This is a genomic window from Kitasatospora purpeofusca, assembly GCF_000718025.1.
Classification (GTDB): Bacteria; Actinomycetota; Actinomycetes; order Streptomycetales; family Streptomycetaceae; genus Kitasatospora; species Kitasatospora purpeofusca.
Map to the genome: position 1 here is coordinate 140,662 of NZ_JODS01000025.1, position 19,068 is coordinate 159,729.

Annotated in this window: 16 protein-coding genes; 6 read left to right on the top strand and 10 right to left on the bottom strand. The window is 74.1% G+C overall.

The window, feature by feature from the left end:
• Window positions 1–112 precede the first annotated feature (112 nt).
• On the bottom strand, window positions 113–1,615 hold the full coding sequence (gene miaB / locus IF01_RS0129695) for a tRNA (N6-isopentenyl adenosine(37)-C2)-methylthiotransferase MiaB (protein WP_030396663.1): 1,503 nt from the start codon (window positions 1,613–1,615) through the stop codon (window positions 113–115).
• Window positions 1,616–1,701: 86 nt separating this feature from the next.
• Between miaB and IF01_RS0129700 the strand changes: the two genes are divergently transcribed.
• Window positions 1,702–2,709 (top strand): TAXI family TRAP transporter solute-binding subunit, encoded by a 1,008-nt coding sequence (locus IF01_RS0129700; protein ID WP_078880423.1) that lies wholly within the window; start codon window positions 1,702–1,704, stop codon window positions 2,707–2,709.
• 18 nt (window positions 2,710–2,727) lie between these two features.
• On the opposite strand, the gene IF01_RS0129705 is transcribed toward IF01_RS0129700, so the two are convergent.
• Entirely contained in the window at window positions 2,728–4,164 is a 1,437-nt protein-coding gene (locus IF01_RS0129705) for a sensor histidine kinase (RefSeq protein WP_030396665.1), read from the bottom strand.
• A 6-nt stretch (window positions 4,165–4,170) separates the two neighbouring features.
• Entirely contained in the window at window positions 4,171–4,926 is a 756-nt protein-coding gene (locus IF01_RS0129710; RefSeq protein WP_030396666.1) for a response regulator transcription factor, read from the bottom strand.
• A gap of 413 nt (window positions 4,927–5,339) precedes the next feature.
• Between IF01_RS0129710 and IF01_RS0129715 the strand changes: the two genes are divergently transcribed.
• From IF01_RS0129715 to IF01_RS0129735, 5 genes are all read left to right on the top strand, one after another.
• Window positions 5,340–6,113 carry an amino acid ABC transporter ATP-binding protein gene (locus tag IF01_RS0129715; protein WP_030396667.1) on the top strand — a complete coding sequence of 258 codons (774 nt, stop codon included), beginning with the start codon at window positions 5,340–5,342 and terminating at the stop codon, window positions 6,111–6,113.
• 139 nt (window positions 6,114–6,252) lie between these two features.
• Window positions 6,253–7,161 (top strand): glutamate ABC transporter substrate-binding protein, encoded by a 909-nt coding sequence (locus tag IF01_RS0129720; RefSeq protein ID WP_030396668.1) that lies wholly within the window; start codon window positions 6,253–6,255, stop codon window positions 7,159–7,161.
• A 99-nt stretch (window positions 7,162–7,260) separates the two neighbouring features.
• Window positions 7,261–7,911 carry an amino acid ABC transporter permease gene (locus IF01_RS0129725; RefSeq protein ID WP_030396669.1) on the top strand — a complete coding sequence of 217 codons (651 nt, stop codon included), beginning with the start codon at window positions 7,261–7,263 and terminating at the stop codon, window positions 7,909–7,911.
• Complete coding sequence (locus IF01_RS0129730) at window positions 7,908–8,759, top strand: amino acid ABC transporter permease (RefSeq protein WP_030396670.1); 852 nt, start codon at window positions 7,908–7,910, stop codon at window positions 8,757–8,759. Before IF01_RS0129725 ends, IF01_RS0129730 begins: the two co-directional genes overlap by 4 nt.
• Window positions 8,760–8,893: 134 nt before the next feature.
• Window positions 8,894–10,744, top strand: a complete 1,851-nt coding sequence (locus IF01_RS0129735; protein WP_063764328.1) for an FAD-dependent monooxygenase — start codon at window positions 8,894–8,896, stop codon at window positions 10,742–10,744.
• Window positions 10,745–10,820: 76 nt separating this feature from the next.
• Here the strand turns inward: IF01_RS0129735 and rny are convergent, their stop codons facing one another.
• From rny to IF01_RS0129770, 7 genes are all read right to left on the bottom strand, one after another.
• Window positions 10,821–12,272, bottom strand: a complete 1,452-nt coding sequence (rny, locus tag IF01_RS0129740; protein ID WP_030396672.1) for a ribonuclease Y — start codon at window positions 12,270–12,272, stop codon at window positions 10,821–10,823.
• Window positions 12,273–12,505: 233 nt separating this feature from the next.
• A complete protein-coding gene (locus tag IF01_RS44410; protein WP_051756481.1) occupies window positions 12,506–13,555 on the bottom strand; it encodes a RecX family transcriptional regulator in 1,050 nt (349 codons plus the stop codon).
• 4 nt (window positions 13,556–13,559) lie between these two features.
• The gene (gene recA, locus IF01_RS0129750) at window positions 13,560–14,678 is read right to left on the bottom strand and encodes a recombinase RecA (protein ID WP_030396674.1); all 1,119 of its coding nucleotides are present in this window, start codon (window positions 14,676–14,678) and stop codon (window positions 13,560–13,562) included.
• A gap of 154 nt (window positions 14,679–14,832) precedes the next feature.
• On the bottom strand, window positions 14,833–15,975 hold the full coding sequence (locus IF01_RS42490; RefSeq protein WP_279617280.1) for an AI-2E family transporter: 1,143 nt from the start codon (window positions 15,973–15,975) through the stop codon (window positions 14,833–14,835).
• A gap of 240 nt (window positions 15,976–16,215) precedes the next feature.
• Complete coding sequence (locus tag IF01_RS0129760; protein ID WP_030396676.1) at window positions 16,216–16,410, bottom strand: DUF3046 domain-containing protein; 195 nt, start codon at window positions 16,408–16,410, stop codon at window positions 16,216–16,218.
• The gene (locus IF01_RS0129765) at window positions 16,407–17,045 is read right to left on the bottom strand and encodes a GNAT family N-acetyltransferase (RefSeq protein WP_063764329.1); all 639 of its coding nucleotides are present in this window, start codon (window positions 17,043–17,045) and stop codon (window positions 16,407–16,409) included. Before IF01_RS0129765 ends, IF01_RS0129760 begins: the two co-directional genes overlap by 4 nt.
• A 135-nt stretch (window positions 17,046–17,180) precedes the next feature.
• Entirely contained in the window at window positions 17,181–18,713 is a 1,533-nt protein-coding gene (locus tag IF01_RS0129770) for a S8 family serine peptidase (RefSeq protein WP_244215670.1), read from the bottom strand.
• Window positions 18,714–19,068: the final 355 nt, after the last annotated feature.

The following is a 19,068-nucleotide window of genomic DNA, read 5'->3' on the forward strand; positions in this document are numbered from 1 at the left end:
CGGTCCCCCCGGCCGTTCGAAGACTGGATCGTCCGAGGGCCGGATGGTCCGAGGGCCGGACGGTCCGAAGCCGGCGAGGGCCCGACCGTGCTCCGGTCGCGCCGGTGGCGGGTCAGTCCCCGCAGCAGGCGCCCCCGGCCGGGGCGGCGAGCGGCAGCGCCTTCGGGGCGCCGATCGACGGCAGCCCCAGCATCACGCCGGCCGGCTTGGCCGCGGCCACGCCCTTGCGCTTCTCCCAGGCGTCGCCGGCCCGGGTGCGCCGCACCGCGAGCGTCGGCCCCTCGGCCAGCAGGTGGTGCGGCGCGGCGTAGGTGATCTCCACGGTGACCGTGTCGCCCGGGCGGACCGGCTCGGCGGGCCGGGTGAAGTGCACCAGCCGGTTGTCGGGGGCGCGGCCGGAGAGCCGGTCGGTCCGGTCGTCCTTCTTGCCCTCGCCCTCGGCGACCAGGATCTCCAGGACGCGGCCGACCTGCTTCTTGTTCTCGTCCCAGGAGATCTCCTCCTGGAGCGCGATCAGCCGGTCGTAGCGTGCCTGGACGACCGCCTTCGGGACCTGCTCGTCCATCTCGGCGGCCGGGGTGCCCGGGCGCTTGGAGTACTGGAAGGTGAAGGCGTTGGTGAAGCGGGCCTCGCGGACGACCTTCATGGTCTCCTCGAAGTCCTCCTCGGTCTCGCCGGGGAAGCCCACGATGATGTCGGTGGAGATGGCCGCGTCCGGCATCGCCTCCCGCACCTTGCGGATGATGCCCAGGAAGCGGTCCTGCCGGTAGGAGCGGCGCATCGCCTTGAGGACCCGGTCCGAACCGGACTGCAGCGGCATGTGCAGCTGGTGCATCACGTTCGGGGTCTCGGCCATCGCGGCGATCACGTCGTCCGTGAAGTCGCGCGGGTGCGGCGAGGTGAAGCGGATCCGCTCCAGGCCCTCGATCTGCCCGGCGGCGCGCAGCAGCTTGGAGAACGCCTCGCGGTCGCCCAGGTCGGAGCCGTAGGCGTTGACGTTCTGGCCGAGCAGGGTCACCTCGATGACGCCCTCGCCGACCAGCGCCTCGATCTCGGCGAGCACGTCGCCGGGCCGGCGGTCCTCCTCCTTGCCGCGCAGCGCGGGGACGATGCAGAAGGTGCAGGTGTTGTTGCAGCCGACCGAGATCGCGACCCAGGCGGCGTACGCGGACTCCCGGCGGGTGGGCAGGGTCGAGGGGAAGGTCTCCAGGGACTCCAGGATCTCGACCTGGGCCTTGCGCTCGACCGCGGCCCGCTCCAGCAGGGCCGGCAGGTGGCCGATGTTGTGCGTGCCGAACACCACGTCGACCCAGGGGGCCTTGGCGACGATGGTGTCGCGGTCCTTCTGGGCCAGGCAGCCGCCGACGGCGATCTGCATGCCCTTGTGACGGGTCTTGACCGGCGCCAGCTGTCCGAGGTTGCCGTACAGCTTGTTGTCCGCGTTCTCCCGCACCGCGCAGGTGTTGAAGACCACCAGGTCGGGATCACCCTCCTGGCCCGCCTTGACGTACCCGGCGTCCTCCAGCAACCCGGAGAGCCGCTCCGAGTCGTGGACGTTCATCTGGCAGCCGTACGTGACGACCTTGTAGCTCTTCGATCCGCTGTCACCGCTCACCCGACCAGGGTACGGGCAGCTCCCCCGGACCTTCCGCCGTCCTGCCCCCCTCCCGTTCGCCGCGGGCGCCTGGCACTATCCCTTGCATGGTCTCCAGCAGCACCTCCCGGTTCCGCACCGCGGCCCGCCGACCGCTGTGGCGGATCGTGGCGGCGCTCGTCCTGGTGCTGGCCGGCCTGGGCGGCTGGTGGCTGTCGGAGAGCCGCTCCCCCGGCTACCCGCGCGGCGAGACCCGTCTGGCCACCGGCGTCCAGCGCGGGGTGTACGACCGGTACGGGCAGCTGCTGGACGCCCATCTGGCCAGGGCGATGCCCGGGGTCCGCCTGGAGCTCGACAACTCCGAGGGGTCGATCGACAACCTCCGCCGGGTCACCTCCGGCCGGGACGACTTCGCGATAGCCACCGCGGACGCCGTGGCCCAGTACACCGGCCCCGGCCGGGAGAAGCTGCGCGCCATCGCCCGGCTCTACGACGACTACCTGCAGCTGATCGTGCCGGCCGGCTCCCCGGTGCACCGGGCCTCCGACCTCAAGGGTCTGCGGGTCGGCGTCGGCCAGCCGCTCTCGGGCGTCAACCTGGTGACCCGGCGGCTGCTGGCCGCGGCCGGACTGGACCCGGACCACGACATCACCCCGAAGCCGCTGGGCATCGGCGACGCCGCCGACGGGCTGCGGCGCGGCGAACTGGACGCCTTCTTCTGGTCCGGCGGCCTGCCGACCAGCGCGCTCACCGACCTGTCCGAGCACGTCCGGATCCGGATCGTGCCGCTGGGCGACCTCGCCGAGTCGGTGCACATGGTCGAGGGCGGCGGCACCGACGCCTACCGGGCGGCCACCATGCCCAAGGGCACCTACCCCAACGCCGAGCCGCAGGACGCGGTCGCCACCGTCGCCGTGCCCAACCTGCTGATCACCCGCGCCGACGTGGACGACGACCTGGTCCAGGGCATCACCCGCGCCGTGATCGACAGCCGTGACCAGATCGGCGCCCAGGTCCACGCCGCCCAGCTGGTCGACCTCCGCACCGCCGTCTACACCGATCCGCTCCCGCTCCACGAGGGCGCCGCCCGCTACTACCGCTCGGTCAAGCCCTGACCCTCGGTCCCCCGCCCCTCAGCGGCGCTTGTCGGCGGCACGGGGCACCGCGAGGGTGACGGCGAGGCCGTGCGGGACGGCGGTGCCGAAGGTGAGGGAGCCGCCGGCGGCCTGGAGCAGGGTGGTGGCGATCGACAGGCCGAGGCCCGAGCCGTCCACGTTCTGGTGCCGGGTGCTGCGCCAGAAGCGGTCGCCGGCCCGGGCCAGCTCCTCCTCGGTGAGGCCCGGTCCCTGGTCCGAGACGGTCACCGCGACCTCCTCGCGGCGCACCGCGACCAGCACCCGCACCCGGCTGCCGGTGGGGCCGAACTTCAGCGCGTTGTCGACCACGGCGTCCAGCGCGCTGCCGAAGCCGATCGGGTCGGCCAGCCCGAGCGCCAGCGCCGGGCCCTCCCAAACCAGCTCGATCCCGCGCTGCCCGGCCAGCGGACGCCAGGCGTCGACCCGGGCCAGGGTGAGCACGACCAGGTCGGTGGGCTCCGGCTCGGGGCGGGCGTGCTCGGCGGTGGCCAGCCCGAGCAGGTCGTCCAGCACCCGGGCCAGCCGCACGCCCTCCTCGCGGACCCCGCCGAGCTCCTCGTCGTGGCCCTCGGGCAGTTCCAGGCCCAGCACCTCGACCCGCAGCAGCAGCGCCGCCAGCGGGTTGCGCAGCTGGTGCGAGGCGTCGGCGACGAAGGCCTTCTGCTGGTCCAGGGCGAGCACCACGTGGTCGGCCATCTCGTTGAACGAGCGGGCCAGCCGCTGCAGCTCGGGCGGGCCGCCGCCGGGCGCCACCCGGGCGTTCATCCGGCCGGTGGCGATGTCGTGGGTGGCCCGGTCCAGGGTGCGGACCGGGCGCAGCACCCACTCGGTCAGCCGGGCCGCGAGCAGCACCGCGACGATCATCGCGACGGCCTCGCCGGCCCCGATCACCAGCCACTGGCGCAGTACCCGGGTGCGCAGCGCGCCGGTCGGGGAGTCGCTGAGCACCACCGCGACCACGTCGCCGTCGCGGACCACCGGGGTGGCGACGGTGAGCGTCCGGTCCGGGGTCCACGGCCAGACCTGCGGCGGGTTGTGGCTGCGCCGGCCGTCCAGCGCCTCCTGGAAGGCCTGGTCGGCCCAGCCGCTGGCGGGCACCCGCCAGTCGGCCGGGGCCACCGCGATCGGTACGCCGTCGCGCTGGAAGATGCCGATCCGCACCCCGTACAGCTCGTGGTAGCGCACCACCTCGGCGTCCAGCGCGTGGCGGCGGCTGAGGTCGCCGGGGGCGGGCTGGGGGTCGCCCTTGAGCGCCGACTCGAGGCCGGAGCCGGAGGTCGGCAGGTCCTGGGCGAAGCGGGCGGCGTCGTCCAGGCGGTCGACCACCACCCGGCTCTGCTCGGCGGCGGCGAACGCCGCGGCGAGCGGCATTCCGAGCGCGGCGAGCACACAGAGCATCAGCGCGATCAGGATGCCGAGGAGGCGGGTGCGCACGTGCGGTCAGTGCTCCGCGCGGGCCGGGGGCGTGCTGTCGGCGGCGGGCGCCGGGCATTCCGGGATCAGCCGGTAGCCCACGCCCCGGACGGCCTCGACCAGGCCGGGCAGGGCGAGCTTGGTGCGCAGCGAGCCGATGTGCACCTCCAGGGTGCGGCCGTTGCCCTCCCAGCCGCTGCGCCAGACCTCGCTGAAGATCTGCTCGCGGCGGTAGACCACGCCGGGGCTCTGGGCGAGCAGCGCCAGCAGGTCGAACTCCTTGCGGGTGAGCGGCACGTCCCGGCCGTCGACGCTGACCCGGCGGCGCTCGCGGTCGATCACGATGCCGCGGGACTCCAGCGGGCCGCGCTGCTGCGGGACGGTGTCCGGGGCGGGTGCGGCGACGGCGGCGGGCGCGGCGCCGCGGCGGGCGACGGCGTGGATCCGGGCGAGCAGCTCGCCCATGTCGTAGGGCTTGGTGACGTAGTCGTCGGCGCCGAGGTTGAGGCCGTGGATCCGGGAGCGTATGTCGGCCCGCGCGGTCACCATGATCACCGGTACGCCGCTGCCGGCCCGGATCCGGCTGCAGACCTCGAAGCCGTCGCGGTCGGGCAGCCCGAGGTCGAGCAGGACCACCCGGTACGGCTCGTTGCCGTCCGGCACCAGGGCGTCCAGGGCCTCGTGGCCGCTGCGGGCGTGCCGGACCTGGAAGCCGTGCCGGCCCAGGACCGCGACCAGCGCGGCGGCCACGCGTTCGTCGTCCTCGACGAGCAGCAGTCGCATGGTTCTCCTCCTCTCCCGGACGGATTCCCGGGGGGTGTCCCTCGGTCGCCGTGCGATCGTCACGGCCCCTGCCGGGCAGGTCCCGGTTCTGCGCAGTATGGGCCAGCGAACGCCCGGACGCCAGGCTCGGCCGACGGCCGCCGGGCACCGCCGGGGCTCCGCGATCACGCCCGCCGCGGCCTCCGGACGCTGTCACTGTGCCCCTATCGGACCTTTGTGAACAGCGTTCGCCGGGCGTGTGGCCGGATCGTGATCCTCAAATTCCACTCAGATCGGCTGACGTGGCGACGTCAGGGCTCCTATGGTCGGCCCACCGAGGGTCGCGGCTCCGCCGGCTGCGGCCCTCGGATTCCTACCACCATTGCCGCCCAAGGGAGTTCGCACCCACGGGCCGACCCGAGGGAGCAGGCCCGATGAGCACGAGCCTCGACCAGGACTCCCGCGCCGACGCCGCTCCCCTGGTGGTCCTGCGCAACGTCAACAAGCACTTCGGTGCGCTGCACGTCCTCCAGGACATCGATCTGGAGATCAAGCAGGGCGAGGTGGTCGTACTGATCGGCCCCTCCGGCTCCGGAAAGTCCACGCTGTGCCGGACGATCAACCGGCTGGAGACCGTCGACTCCGGGACGATCACCATCGACGGCCGCCCGCTGCCCGCCGAGGGCCGGGAACTGGCCCGGCTGCGGGCCGAGGTCGGCATGGTCTTCCAGAGCTTCAACCTGTTCGCCCACAAGACCGTGCTGGAGAACGTGGTCCTCGGCCAGGTGAAGGTCCGCGGCATCGCCAAGGACCGGGCCGTGCGGACCGCCCAGGAACTGCTGGAGCGGGTCGGCGTCGGCGCCCAGGCGTCGAAGTACCCCGCCCAGCTGTCCGGCGGCCAGCAGCAGCGGGTCGCGATCGCCCGGGCGCTGGCGATGAACCCCAAGGTCATGCTCTTCGACGAGCCCACCTCGGCGCTCGACCCCGAGATGATCAACGAGGTGCTGGAGGTCATGCGCCAGCTGGCCGCCGACGGCATGACGATGGTCGTCGTCACCCACGAGATGGGCTTCGCCCGCTCCGCCGCCAACCGGGTGCTGTTCATGGCGGACGGCCGGATCGTCGAGCAGAACACCCCCGAGGCCTTCTTCACCGCGCCGCGCTCCGAGCGCGCCAAGGACTTCCTTTCCAAGATCCTGCACCACTGATCGCCCGGTCCGGACCCCCGGCCGACGGCGGCGGGGCGCCCCCACGCGCCCTCCCGCCCGCCCGCCGGGCCCCCACCCGAACCGCACCCTTCGCCAGCGCCCGGTCGACCCGTGGCCAAGCCCGAGGAGAACTGCCCTCATGAGGACTCGTCGCACCTTCGCCGTCGCGCTCTGCGCCATCGCGCTCACCGCCACCGCCGCCTGCGGCAAGGACGGCACGCCCGGCGCCAGCAACACCTCGGCCGGCGGCAGCGCCGCCCCCGCGCTGCCCACCTACACCGTGAAGACCGACGTCAAGGTCGACTCGGCCGTGCTGGCCGAGGCCAAGAAGCGCGGCCAGCTGCTCATCGGCGCCAAGTCCGACCAGCCGTTCCTCGGCTGGGAGGACCTCGCCAGCGGCGACCGCAGCGGCTTCGACATCGAGATCGCCAAGATGGTGGCCGCCGACCTCGGCTTCACCCCGCAGCAGATCAAGTGGCAGACCCTGGTCTCCTCGCAGCGCGAGCCGGCCATCTCCAAGGGCCAGATCGACTTCTACGTCGGCACCTACAGCATCAACGACGAGCGCAAGAAGTCCGTCTCCTTCGCCGGCCCGTACTACGTCGCCGGCCAGGACCTGCTGGTCAAGGCCGACAACACCACGATCACCGGCCCGGACTCGCTCAACGGCAAGAACGTCTGCACCGCCACCGGCTCCACCTCGATCAAGAACATCGAGAAGTACTCGCCGAAGATCACCCAGTTCGACACCTACTCGGCCTGCGTCGAGAAGCTGATGTCGGGCGAGGTGGACGCGGTCACCACGGACGACGCGATCCTCAAGGGCTACGCCTCGAAGTACGCGCCCAAGCTCAAGGTGGTCGGCCAGCCCTTCACCAAGGAGAACTACGGCGTCGGCCTGAACAAGGACGACAAGGCGCTGCGCGACGCGATCAGCGACGCGATCAAGGCCCACCAGGACAACGGCGACTGGAAGAAGGCCTACGACGCCACCCTCGGCCTCTCCGGCGCCGTCGCCCCGCAGCCGCCGGCGCTCGACCGCTACTGATCCACCCGTCCCACCCGATCTCCACAGATCCGGACGGATCCCGACCGATCCGTCCGGATCTCCCCCGAGTCGACGAACCCCTGAGAGGAGGGCCGCCGGATGGGCTTCCTGTTCGAGGACGGCAACTTCGCGCTGTTCCGCGACGGCTTCCTGCAGACGATCGAGCTGAGCGCGCTCAGCGCGCTGCTCGCCCTGCTGCTGGGCACCCTGCTGGCGGCCTTCCGGGTCTCCCCCGTCCCCGTGCTGCGTGCCTTCGGCACCGGCTGGGTGACGATCTTCCGCAACACCCCGCTGACCGTGCTGTTCTTCGCCGTGACCTTCGGCCTGCCGCCGCTCGGCGTGCACTTCAGCCACCTCGTGTTCGCGGTGCTGGCGCTCGGCAGCTACACCGCGGCGTTCGTCTGCGAGGTGCTGCGCTCGGGCATCAACACGGTGCCGATCGGTCAGGCCGAGGCGGCCCGCAGCCTCGGCCTGACCTTCGGCCAGACGCTGACCCAGGTCGTCCTGCCGCAGGCGGCCAGGACGGTGCTGGCCCCGATGAGCAGCGTCTTCATCGCGCTGCCGAGGAACTCGGCGATCGCCGGCGCGTTCAGCGTCAGTGAGCTGTACAGCGCGCAGCAGACCTTCTCCGAGCGCGGCTACTCGATCTTCGCGATCTTCTTCTGGGTCGCCTGCGCCTACCTGGTGATCAGCGCCACCGTCGCCCTGCTGTTCCGTTTCCTGGAATCCCGACTGGCGGTGGCCCGATGAGCAAGCCCTTCACCCGCTCGACGACCGCCGGCGTCCTCTTCGACGCCCCCGGCCCGAAGGCACGCGCCCGCAACCGGATCTTCGGGGTGCTCTCGCTGCTCGGCATCGCGGGACTGCTCTGGTACGTCTTCGACGCGCTCAACGACAACGGCCAGTTCGACGCCGCGCTCTGGGACGTGTTCCAGTACACGGCCATCCAGCAGCGGATCGTCGACGGCCTGGTCTCCACCCTGGAGGCCTTCGGGCTGGCGGCGGTGTTCTCGCTGGTGCTGGGCGCGCTGCTGGCGGCCGGGCAGCTCTCCGAGCACAAGCCGGTGCGCTGGGTCTGCGTCTCGGTGGTCCAGTTCTTCCGGGCGATGCCGCTGCTGATCCTGATCGTCGCGCTCTACTACGCGTTCTTCGCGAAGGAGCCGATGTGGGCCCTGGTGCTCGGCCTCAGCCTCTACAACGGCTCGGTCCAGGCGGAGATCATCCGCAGCGGCGTCAACGCGGTGCCGCGCGGCCAGGGCGAGGCGGCCTACGCGCTCGGCATGCGCAAGACGCAGGTGATGACCGGCATCCTGGTCCCGCAGGCGGTCCGCTCGATGCTGCCCACGATGATCGGCCAGCTGGTCGTCACCCTCAAGGACACCTCGCTGGGCTTCATCATCACCTACCACGAGCTGCTCTTCGTGGGTAAGGCCATCGCCACCCAGCCGCTCAACTCCGCGGGCTTCCCCTACATCCCCGTGGTCCTGGTGATCGGCCCCATCTACATCGCGATGTGCCTCCTGCTCACCGCGCTCGCCCGGTGGATCGAGGCACGTGGCCGACGCGGCGCGAACCGGCGCACTTCAGCTGCTGCTTGACGGACACGCAGGTGAACTGTTGCATTGCTCTTCGTGACACCATCCGGGAGCATCCACGCGGCATATGACGGCAGGCTGACAGCCGGTCCGTGCTCCGAGATCCACGGCGCCCGCCCGGGCCCGGAGGGACCGGCATGGACCCGGTGATCGTGGTCGGGGCCGGGCCGGTCGGCCTGGCCCTGGCCCTCGCCCTGGCCCGGCACGAGGTCCCGACCGTCGTCCTCGACGAGGGCACCGGACTCTGCCCCGAGAGCCCCCGCAGCGTCGTCCTCGGTGCCGACACCGCCGCCTTCCTGACCCGGATCGGCTACACCCGGGCCGCCTCCGACGCCGCCCGCTGGGACGCCTTCGCCGTCTGGCGCCGCCGCCAGGAGGTGCTCCGGATCGACCTGGCCGACACCCCCGTGCTGCACCTGCCCCAGCACCGCCTCCAGCGCGGCCTGCGCGACGCCCTCACCGGCAGCCCGCTGGTCGAACTCGTTCCGCTGAGCCGGGTCACCCGGCTCGAACAGGACCGCGACGGCGTCAACGTGCTCACCCGCAACCCGCAGGACGGCACCGAGACCTGGTGGCGCGGCAGCCACCTGGTCGGCAGCGACGGCGCCCGTTCGGCCGTCCGCAAACTGCTGAAGATCCGCTTCCCCGGGCGGCCCGCCGTCGACCGCAGCGCGATCGCCACCGTCCGGGTCGACCTGCCGTTCACCGAACCCCGGCTGCACCGCGAGCCCCCGTGGCGCGGCGACCGCGAGGCCACCGCCCGCCCGCTGCCGGACGGCGTCTGGCGGCTCGACTGGCGGCTCCCCCCGGGCCGTCCCGCCCCCGCCGAACCGGTCGACCCGCACGCCACCTGGCCCGGCATCGTCACCGGCGACACGCTGCTCACCCGGGTCTCCTCCACCCTCACCGGCTGGTGCGGCGAACTCCCGAAGTTCGACCTGCTCGCCGCCGCCGACCACACCGCCCAGCAGCGGCTGGCCGCCCGGTTCCGGGTCGGCCGCTGCTTCCTGGCCGGCGACGCCGCCCATCTGCACGGCGCGCTCGGCATGCAGAACCTCACCGACGGCCTGCGCGACGCCGACAACCTGGCCTGGCGGCTCGCCCTCGCCTGGCACCTCCACTCGGGCGGCCCCCAGCCCGGCGGCTCCCTGCTCGACGGCTACGAGGCCGAACGCCGCGGCGCGGTCGGCGCCCGGCTGCGCGCCGTCGACCAGGCCATGCCGCTGCTGCGCCCGCTGCGCGGCTGGGCCCAGACCCGGCGCTCGCTGCTCACCGGGTCCTTCCGCAAGCACGCGCCGATGCTCGCCGACGGGCACCTCGGCACCGGGCGGTTCGGCGGCGCCCCCGCCTATCCGGCCGCGCCCTCCGGCGTGCCCGGGCGGGTCCCGGTCCAGCGCGGCGCCCGCGGCACCACCTCGCTCAGCGAACTGCTGCCCGCCACCGCCCCCGGGGTGCTCGTCCCCGACCTGCCGGTGCTGGCCACCGACGGCACCCCCGACCGGCTGCACTCCCGGCTCGGTGCGGGCTTCCTGCTGCTGCTGGTCGCGCCCGGCACCGCCGTCTGGTCCGCGGAACGCTGGCTGGGCGCCGGGCTGATGCCCCGGCTGGCCGAGGTCGCCGCCGCGCTGCCGGTCCCGGCCGAGGTCCTGGTCACCGAGGCCTACCCGGGCGCCGGCCCGCACTCCGTGCTGCTGATCCGACCCGACGGTCATCTGGTCGGGGTCACTCAGGGCGCGGCGGCGGAGGACCTCCAGGCACTGGCCGACGGGGCCAGGGGCGGGCCGGCCTCGCTCCCCGGCGGACCCGACCAGGAGGCGCCGGCCCCGGAGCCCGCCGGGCCCGGTGCCGCGACCCCCGGCCCCGCAGGCCCCGGGGCCGCGACCCCCGGCCCGGTCGTCACCGGCCCGGTCAGCGCCACGCCCGCCGCCAGGCCCGCCACTGCTCCTGCCGCCGCTCCGGCGCCGCCGGTCCGCCCGTCCGGGCGCTGACCGGGCGGGCGAACGGGGCGGCGGCCGAACGGGCCGAACGCCCGACGGGCCGAGGCCGGGCTCACCGGGCCGCCTGCTACCTGGCCACCTCGGTCGCCCGGCTCTCGCGGACCACGGTGACCCGGATCTGGCCCGGATAGGTCAGCTCCTCGGCGACCTGCTTGGCGACCTCACGGGCGATCACCTGCGCCCCGAGGTCGTCCACCACCTCCGGCCGGACCATCACCCGCACCTCCCGGCCGGCCTGCATCGCGTAGACGGTGGCCACGCCGTCGTGCGCCCGGGCGATCTCCTCCAACCGCTCCAGCCGCCGCACATACGCCTCCAGCGACTCCTTGCGCGCGCCCGGCCGCGCGCCCGAGCAGGCGTCGGCGGCCTGGGTGAGCACCGCCTCCACCGTCCGGGGCTCCACCTCGCCGTGGTGCGCGGCGATCGCGTGCACCACGTCCGCCGATTCGCCGAACCGCCGGGCCAGGTCGGCGCCGATCGCCGCATGGCTGCCCTGGACCTCGTGGGTCAGCGCCTTGCCGATGTCGTGCAGCAGCGCCGCGCGCCGCACCGGCTCCGGGTCCACCCCGAGTTCGGCGGCCATCATCCCGGCCAGGTGCGCCGACTCCACCAGGTGGCCGAGCACGTTCTGCCCGTACGAGGCCCGGTAGCGCAGGGTGCCGAGGGTACGGACCAGCTCCGGGTCCATGGCGCCGACCCGGACGGCGAGCAGCGCGTCCTCACCGGCCCGTACGCAGCGGCGCTCGACCTCGATCCGGCTGCGCTCGTGCACGTGCTCGATCCGCAGCGGGTGGATCCGGCCGTCCTCCACCAGCTGCTCCAGGGTGAGCCGGGCGGTCTCCCGGCGGACCGGGTCGAAACAGGAGAGCTGCACCACCGAGGGCGTGTCGTCGATGATCAGATTGACGCCGGTGACGGCCTCGAAGGTCCGGATGTTGCGACCCTCGCGTCCGATCACCCGGCCCTTCATCTCCTCGTTGGGCAGCCGGAACACCGACACCGCGGTCTCGGCGGTCTGTTCGGCCGCCAGCCGCTGGATCGCCCCGGCCAGGATGCCCCGGGCCCGCTGCTCGCCCTCCTCGCGGGCGGCGCGCTCGATCTCCCGGACGGCGACCGCGGCCTCCCGGCGGGCCTCCGACTCGGCCTCCCGGACGAGTTCGGCACGGGCCTCGGCTGCGGAGAGCCCGGCGGTCCGCTCCAGCTCGGCCTCCCGGCGCCGGAGGAGTTCCCCGGCCTCCGCCGCGGCGCGGGCCAACGCCGCCGAGCGCTCGGCGAGTTCGTCCTCGCGGGTGCGCAGCCGGTCGAGCTCCCCGGCCAGCCGCTCCTCGCGCCGGTCGAGTTCGGCCCGCAACCGGTCGGCCTGCTGCTCGGCCTGCCGCCGGGCCCGTTCGGCCGCTGCGGCCGCGCGGCGGCGAGCGACCCTCGACCGCCGGGCCAGTAGCCACGCTGCCGCCAGGACCACCAGTAGGACGGCCACCGAAAGGGAAGCGGCCGATCCGGCGCTCACCGCGATCCTCATGCTGCCCACTCCCCGTCCCGCCGCGGCACGCCGCCCGGGACCACCGCGCGGCCGCCCGGAACAGCCCGGTCACAGGCATGGCCGGGCATACGGCCGGGGCGTCCGAGGGACGGTCGACGTGCTCCCGCACTGAGTGCGAGGCTAAGCGCGGGTTACGAAACGGTCAAGACTGGCCAGGCAGTTGACCAACCCTCCGGTAACAGTCGGGGCGGAGCGACCCGCCCGGGCCCGCCTCAGTCCTGGTAGCCGTCGCCCTCGTCGCCGTACTCGTCCCCGTCGCCGTACTCGTCCGCGGCCCCCTCCGCGTCCAGGGCGTCGCGGACCACCCGGAAGGCCAAGCCCTCGGAGTAGCCGCGCCGGGCGAGCAGCCCGACCAGCCGGCGGGTGCGGGTCTGCCGCTCCAGGCCCCGGGTGGCCCGGAGCCGCCGGTCGACCAGGGCCCGGGCCGCCTCGGTCTCGTCGTCGTGGTCGAGCTGGGCCAGGGCCTGTTCGGCGAACTCGCCGGAGATGCCCTTGGTCCGCAGCTCCTGCGCCAGCGCACGCCGGGACAGACCGCGGACGCTGTGCCGGGACTCCACCCAGGCCCGGGCGAAGGCCGCGTCGTCGATCAGCCCGACCTCCTCCAGCCGGGTCAGCACCTCCTCGGCCACCTCGTCCGGGATCTCCCGCTTGCGCAGGGCGTCGGCGAGCTGCTTGCGGCTCTTGGCCGCGCCCGTGAGCAGCCGCAGGCAGATGTCCCGCGCCCGGCTCTCGGGATCGGCCGGCTCCTCGGTCCGGGCACCGCGGCCCGCCCCGCGACGACCCGGGCCCCGGCCCGTACCCTCGCGGCCCTCATCGCCGTCGTGCCCCTCGTGGCCCCCGCCCCCGGAGACACCGGCCCCCCGGGTGCGGCCGGACCGACGCCTCGGGCGCTCCGCCGGGAACGTCGGAGCAGGGGCGGCCGCACCCCCGTGACCGGCCGCACCCGCTCCCTCGCCGGGGCCGTCCTCGGCCTCCAGGGCCGAGCGCCGCCGGCGCCGCCCCGCGGGCAGCTCGGAGGCCTGGACCAGCCCCAGCTCGCCCACGTCCGCCGGGCGGGCCGCCCGGCGCTTCACCGCCCGGGCGCGCTCCGGCACGGGCTCCGGCTCCCACGCCGGATCCCACACCGCTTCCGGCCAGGTCGTCGGCTCGGGCTGCGCCGCGGCCCGCGCCCCGGTCCGCGGCGAGGCGACAGCCGCGAACCAGTCCGGCGGCCCGTGGTCGTCGTCCTCCTCGGGGCCGACCGGCCCACTGTGCTGCGTCAACGGCTCAGGCCTTGGCGGCGGCCGCCGTCGTCTTCTTCGCCGCGGCCGTCTTGGCGGCGGTCGCGGTGATCGGCTTGGCCGCACCCTCGGCGTCACCCGCCGCCTCGGCCTCGGCCGGCTCCTCCACCTTCGGGCCGATGCCCAGCTTGCTCTTGAGCTTCCGCTCGATCTCGTCGGCCAGCTGCGGGTTGTCCCGCAGGAAGTTGCGGGCGTTCTCCTTGCCCTGGCCCAGCTGGTCGCCCTCGTAGGTGTACCAGGCGCCCGACTTGCGGATGAAGCCGTGCTCCACGCCCATGTCGATCAGGCCGCCCTCACGGCTGATGCCCACGCCGTAGAGGATGTCGAACTCGGCCTGCTTGAACGGCGCGGCGACCTTGTTCTTGACGACCTTGACCCGGGTGCGGTTGCCGACCGCCTCGGTGCCGTCCTTCAGGGTCTCGATCCGGCGGATGTCCAGCCGGACCGAGGCGTAGAACTTCAGCGCCCGGCCACCGGTCGTGGTCTCCGGCGAGCCGAACATGACGCCGATCTTCTCCCGCAGCTGGTTGATGAAGACCGCGGTGGTGTTCGACTGGTTCAGCGCACCGGCGATCTTCCGCAGCGCCTGGCTCATCAGCCGGGCCTGCAGACCGACGTGGGAGTCGCCCATCTCGCCCTCGATCTCGGCGCGCGGCACGAGCGCCGCCACCGAGTCGATGATCACCAGGTCGATCGCGCCGGAGCGGATCAGCATGTCGGTGATCTCCAGCGCCTGCTCACCGGTGTCCGGCTGGCTGACCAGCAGGGCGTCGGTGTCCACGCCGAGCTTCTTGGCGTACTCCGGGTCGAGCGCGTGCTCCGCGTCGACGAAGGCGACCGTGCCGCCGGCCCGCTGGGCGTTGGCCGCCAGGTGCAGGGTCAGCGTGGTCTTGCCGGAGGACTCCGGGCCGTAGATCTCGACCACCCGGCCGCGCGGGATGCCGCCGACCCCGAGCGCGACGTCCAGGGCGGTGGAACCGGTGGAGATCACCTCGATCGGCTCGTTCGCCTTCTCGCCGAGGCGCATCACCGAGCCCTTGCCGAACTGCCGCTCGATCTGCGCGAGCGCCGTCTCAAGGGCCTTCTCGCGGTCCGTACCTGCCATGGCTTCCACCCTCGGGTTCTGTGCTGTGCGCTTCATCGTCCTCGACGCTAGCGCCTCCCACCGACAATCGGCCCCGACCGGGCTCTGCCTGGGGAAAACTCTGCGCCGGAGAGTACAAAGAACAAGTGTTCGAATCAAGCCGGAGCCGTTCGGACTACTTCCTCCCGGAGTCCCCGCCGACCATCCGCCGCAGCCGCCGGGCCGCCTCCCGCCGCAGCTCGCGGCGGTGCCGGCGCTGCTCGCCGCGGTCGATCCGCGGGTCCGTGGCGACCTCGTAGCGGCGCACGTACGTCCCGACGAATCCCTGCAGGGTGGCCGCCGCCGGGATCGCGATCAGCGCGCCGACCGCGCCCAGCAGCGCCGCGCCCGCGATCACCGAGCCGAACGCCACCGCCGGGTGCACGTCGACCGTCCGCGCGGTGATCCGCGGATGCAGCAGGTAGTTCTCGATCTGCTGGTAGACCACCACGAAGGCCAGCACCCAGAGCGCGTCCACCGGCTGGGGGGTGGTGAGCGCCACCAGCACCGGCAGCGCCCCGGCGAGGTAGGTGCCGATGGTGGGCACGAACTGCGACATGACGCCGACCCAGACCGCGAGCGCGGCCGCGTAGGGCAGGTCCAGCAGCGCGAACATCACCCAGTGCGCCAGCGCCGACACCACCGCGAGCAGGGCCCGCGAGTAGAGGTAGCCGCCGGTCTTGGCGAGCGCGATCTCCCAGGCCCGCAGCACCTCCGCCTGCTTGGCGGGCGGCAGCATCGAGCAGACGGTCCGCCGCACCCGGGGCCCGTCGGCGGTGAAGTAGAAGGTGAAGAGCCCGACGGTGAAGGCCTGGAAGAGCCCGCCGATCAGGGTCGAGGAGACGCCCCAGACGTTGTCCGCGGCCTGCTGGGCGTAGGTCTCGATCGCACCGGAGTCCTTGAGCAGCTTCTTCTGCAGCTCGTCCAGCGAGAGGTCCTGGTGGAAGGTGCTGTTGATCCAGGCGATCAGATTGTCCAGCAGGTGGGGCAGGTCGCCGGCGATCTTCGCGACCTGGTCGACCAGCAGGGTGCCGAGCGCGGTCAGGAACCCGGCCACGGCGATCGCCACCGCGACGAAGACCAGGAAGGTGCCGATGCCCCGGCGCACGCCGCGGGCCGCCATCCGGTCCACGGCCGGTTCCAGCGCCAGCGAGAGGAAGAACGAGACCAGCAGCATCACGAAGAGGTCGATCAGCTGGTGGAAGGCCCAGTCGGCGAGCTGGAACACCCCGACCAGGACCAGGGCGAGCACCATCGCGCGCGGCAGCCAGCGCGGCATCCCGGTACCCCAGAGACCGTCACCCGCGGTCCGGGCCCCGGTCGGTCCCTCGGGCGGGCCGGGCGGGGAGGCGGGCGGAGGGCCCGCGGCCTCGTCGGCGACCTGCGCCGACCTGTCCGAATTCGGCTGTTCTGCACTGCTTGCCACCCGCACAGTTTGACCCATGCCCGACGAACGTTCGAGCAACGGCCGAGGGTTCGCCGGACCGGGGTCGGCGCCGGTCCGGCACGGGGGCCGGGGTCAGCGGAGCACGCCGGAGACACCCTGGGTGTCGCAGACGACCCGCCAGACGTCCTTGGCCTCCTGGCCCGCGTCCAGCGCCTGCCGGACGGTCCGCCCGCCCAGTTCGCTCATCACATGGTCGCTCGCGAACGACTCCGCGTACGCCTCCCCGAAGTGCTCGTACATTCGCCGCCAGAACTCCGTCAGCCTCATGCCCCCAGTATCCCGGACCACACATCGGCCGGTCCGGGCACTCGGGGACCGGGTCGCTCGGCCCGGGCCGCTCGGACTGCTTCCGCCGCCGCCCAGTCGGCGGCCGTCAGGGCGTACTCGACCTCGCCGTGCTCACTGCCCGCGATCGTCTCCGGGTAGTCCTCGTGGAAGGTGCGCACGTACGACAGCCCGGCCTTCTCCATCACCCGCCGGGAGCCGATGTTGACCGTCATCGTGTACGCCACCACCCGCTCGACGCCCAGCCCGGTGAAGCCCCGGCGGACCAGCGCCCGGGAGCCCTCGGTGGCGTAGCCGTGCCCCCAGGCCGCGCGGCGCAGCCGGTAGCCCAGCTCGACCTCGGCGCGGTCGCCGTGGAGCGACCGGAACTCGAACCAGCCGAGGAAGGCGCCGCCCTCCCGCTCCTCGGCGGCCCACCAGCCGAGGTCGCCGAAGCGCCGGTAGTGGTCGAAGTAGAGCGGCAGCAGGGTGTCCTCGACCACCGCGCGCGGGGTGGGCCGGCCACCGGTGAGGTAGCGGGTCACCTCCGGGTCGGAGTCCAGCTCCACCAGGGCGTCCACGTCGGCGGCGGTGAAGCGGCGCAGCACCAGCCGCTCGGTGGTGAGGAAGGTGTCCATCCCTCGATCCTCGACCCGCCGGCGCCGCCCCGTCATCCGGTTTTCCGCGGCCCTCCGTCCCCGCACCACCCGTCCGGCGCGGCTGCGACTGCGGCCCCGGCGCGGGGCGGGGGCGGGGGCGGGGGCGGGGGAGGCTCAGTGCGGCAGCACCAGCGCCCCGGCGCCGTAGAACTCGTGGTCGCCGCAGACGTGCGGCCCGGGCGGGCAGGCGGCCGCCGCGTCCGAGGCGAGCCGGGCGGCGAGCCGGTCGGAGCCCCAGTCCGGGTGCAGCGCGGCGGCCACCGCGACCGCGCCGGTGACGTGCGCGGCGGCCATCGAGGTGCCGGCCAGCGCGGCGTACCGGCCGCCGGGCCAGTCGGAGACCACCGCCCCCCGGGCGCCGCCGTCCGGGTCCCCGCCGGGGGCGGCCAGCGAGACGTGGCCGCGCCCGTAGTTGGTGTACGCGGACGGCCGGCCGTCCCGGTCTACGGCGGTCACCGTGACCACGCCGGGCAGTTCGCCGGGCAGCCGGACGCACTCGGGGCCGACGTGGCGGGACTGCGGCGGGCCGGTCGTGCGGTCGTTGGGGCTGCGCTCGTCGGTACGGGGCGCGCCGAGGTCCTGCCCGTCGTTGCCCGCCGAGGCGACGACCACCGCGCCCTTCCCCCGGGCGTACTCGACGGCCCGGCCGACGGCGGCGGTCAGCACGGCCTGGTCGGGGTCATCGGGGCAGTTGTACTTCCACGGGTCGGCGAAGTAGCTGTTGTTGATCGCCCTGGCGCCGTGGTCGGCGGCCCAGAGCATGCCGCAGACGATGTTCTCGGCGTAGTACTGGCCGAGCGGACCGAGCAGCCGGACGGCGGCGATCCGCACGCCGGGCGCGACCCCGCTGACGCCGCGGCCGTCCCTGGCCGCGCCGACGATCCCGGCGACATGGGTGCCGTGGCCGCTCTCGCCGACCCCGGCGTCGGGCCGCCAGGCGCCGGTCCTGGCGTCGGGGCGGCCGTCGGCGCAGGAGGCGGAGCTCCTCGGGTCGACGGCGGCGCGCAGATCGGGGTGGGTGTCGTCGACGCCGGAGTCGAGGACGGCGACCAGCACCTTGCGCAGGGCGTCGGCGGCCGGGGCGGCGGTGCCGCGCAGCAGGTTGGGGGTGGCGTCCGCGGCGCCGGCGGGGGCGGCGCCGAGCAGCGCGAGGTTCCAGGCGTCCTGCTCGCCCGGGTCCGGGACGGTGGCGGTGGCGTCGTCCCCGCCGTCCACGGCCCCGCGCCCGTCCGCGGCCCCACCGCCGCCGCCGCGGAAGCCGGTCCCGTCGGCGGCACGTCCGGACCGCGCCCGGTCGCCGTCGGCCCGGTCACCGGCCGCCGGGTCCGTCCCGGCCCGGAAGTCGCCGGCGCCGTCCAGCGGCCGGGGCGGCCCGGGCACCGGCGAGGTCCGGCTGGCCCCGACCGCGGCCACTCCCGGTCGGCCCCGGACCTTCTCCGCGAAGCCCCCGCCGGCGTACGCGAGCACCACCCCGATCTGCGGGTACTCCTGGACCACCTGCCCCCCGGCGGCCCGGGCCTCGGCGGCCGCGTGCGCGGCCCCGTCGGCGTCGGCCCGGTCGGCGAGCACCAGGTAGCTGAGGTAGGAGCGGCCCGGCCCGGCGACGTAGGGCACGGCCCCGCCGACGACCAGCGCGGTCAGCAGCATCGCGAGCAGGACCCGGAGCGGCCCCCGACCCCGTCGCCGGACCGGGCGGCCGGGACCCGCCGCCCGGACGGGCACGTGGACCGGGCCGGCGCCGCGGGCCGGGAGAGGGCCGGGACCGGGGAGAGGACCGCCGCGGCCGGACGGGTCCGCCTGCGCCATGGCACGGTCTCCGCTCGTCGGTCCCGGCGGCCGCGCCGGAGGCGGCCGGCCACCGGAGGGCTGATCATCACAGGAGCATCACGGTGGTAAGAATCATCACCATATGGTCGGTTTGTCCGACTCGCCTGCCCGATTGCCCCGAACGGCCACCGCCCCGCCCCCGCCCGCCCCGCGTTGTCAGTGCCACCCGGCACCA

Excerpts from the sequence above, each read along its gene's own strand:
- IF01_RS0129700 (WP_078880423.1), top strand. The coding sequence starts at position 1,702 with ATGGTCTCCAGCAGCACCTCCCGGTTCCGCACCGCGGCCCGCCGACCG.
- IF01_RS0129710 (WP_030396666.1), bottom strand. The coding sequence starts at position 4,926 with ATGCGACTGCTGCTCGTCGAGGACGACGAACGCGTGGCCGCCGCGCTG.
- IF01_RS0129715 (WP_030396667.1), top strand. The coding sequence starts at position 5,340 with ATGAGCACGAGCCTCGACCAGGACTCCCGCGCCGACGCCGCTCCCCTG.
- IF01_RS0129720 (WP_030396668.1), top strand. The coding sequence starts at position 6,253 with ATGAGGACTCGTCGCACCTTCGCCGTCGCGCTCTGCGCCATCGCGCTC.
- IF01_RS0129725 (WP_030396669.1), top strand. The coding sequence starts at position 7,261 with ATGGGCTTCCTGTTCGAGGACGGCAACTTCGCGCTGTTCCGCGACGGC.
- IF01_RS0129730 (WP_030396670.1), top strand. The coding sequence starts at position 7,908 with ATGAGCAAGCCCTTCACCCGCTCGACGACCGCCGGCGTCCTCTTCGAC.
- IF01_RS0129735 (WP_063764328.1), top strand. The coding sequence starts at position 8,894 with ATGGACCCGGTGATCGTGGTCGGGGCCGGGCCGGTCGGCCTGGCCCTG.
- rny (WP_030396672.1), bottom strand. The coding sequence starts at position 12,272 with ATGAGGATCGCGGTGAGCGCCGGATCGGCCGCTTCCCTTTCGGTGGCC.
- recA (WP_030396674.1), bottom strand. The coding sequence starts at position 14,678 with ATGGCAGGTACGGACCGCGAGAAGGCCCTTGAGACGGCGCTCGCGCAG.
- IF01_RS42490 (WP_279617280.1), bottom strand. The coding sequence starts at position 15,975 with ATGCCGCGCTGGCTGCCGCGCGCGATGGTGCTCGCCCTGGTCCTGGTC.
- IF01_RS0129760 (WP_030396676.1), bottom strand. The coding sequence starts at position 16,410 with ATGAGGCTGACGGAGTTCTGGCGGCGAATGTACGAGCACTTCGGGGAG.
- IF01_RS0129765 (WP_063764329.1), bottom strand. The coding sequence starts at position 17,045 with ATGGACACCTTCCTCACCACCGAGCGGCTGGTGCTGCGCCGCTTCACC.
- IF01_RS0129770 (WP_244215670.1), bottom strand. The coding sequence starts at position 18,713 with ATGCTGCTGACCGCGCTGGTCGTCGGCGGGGCCGTGCCCTACGTCGCC.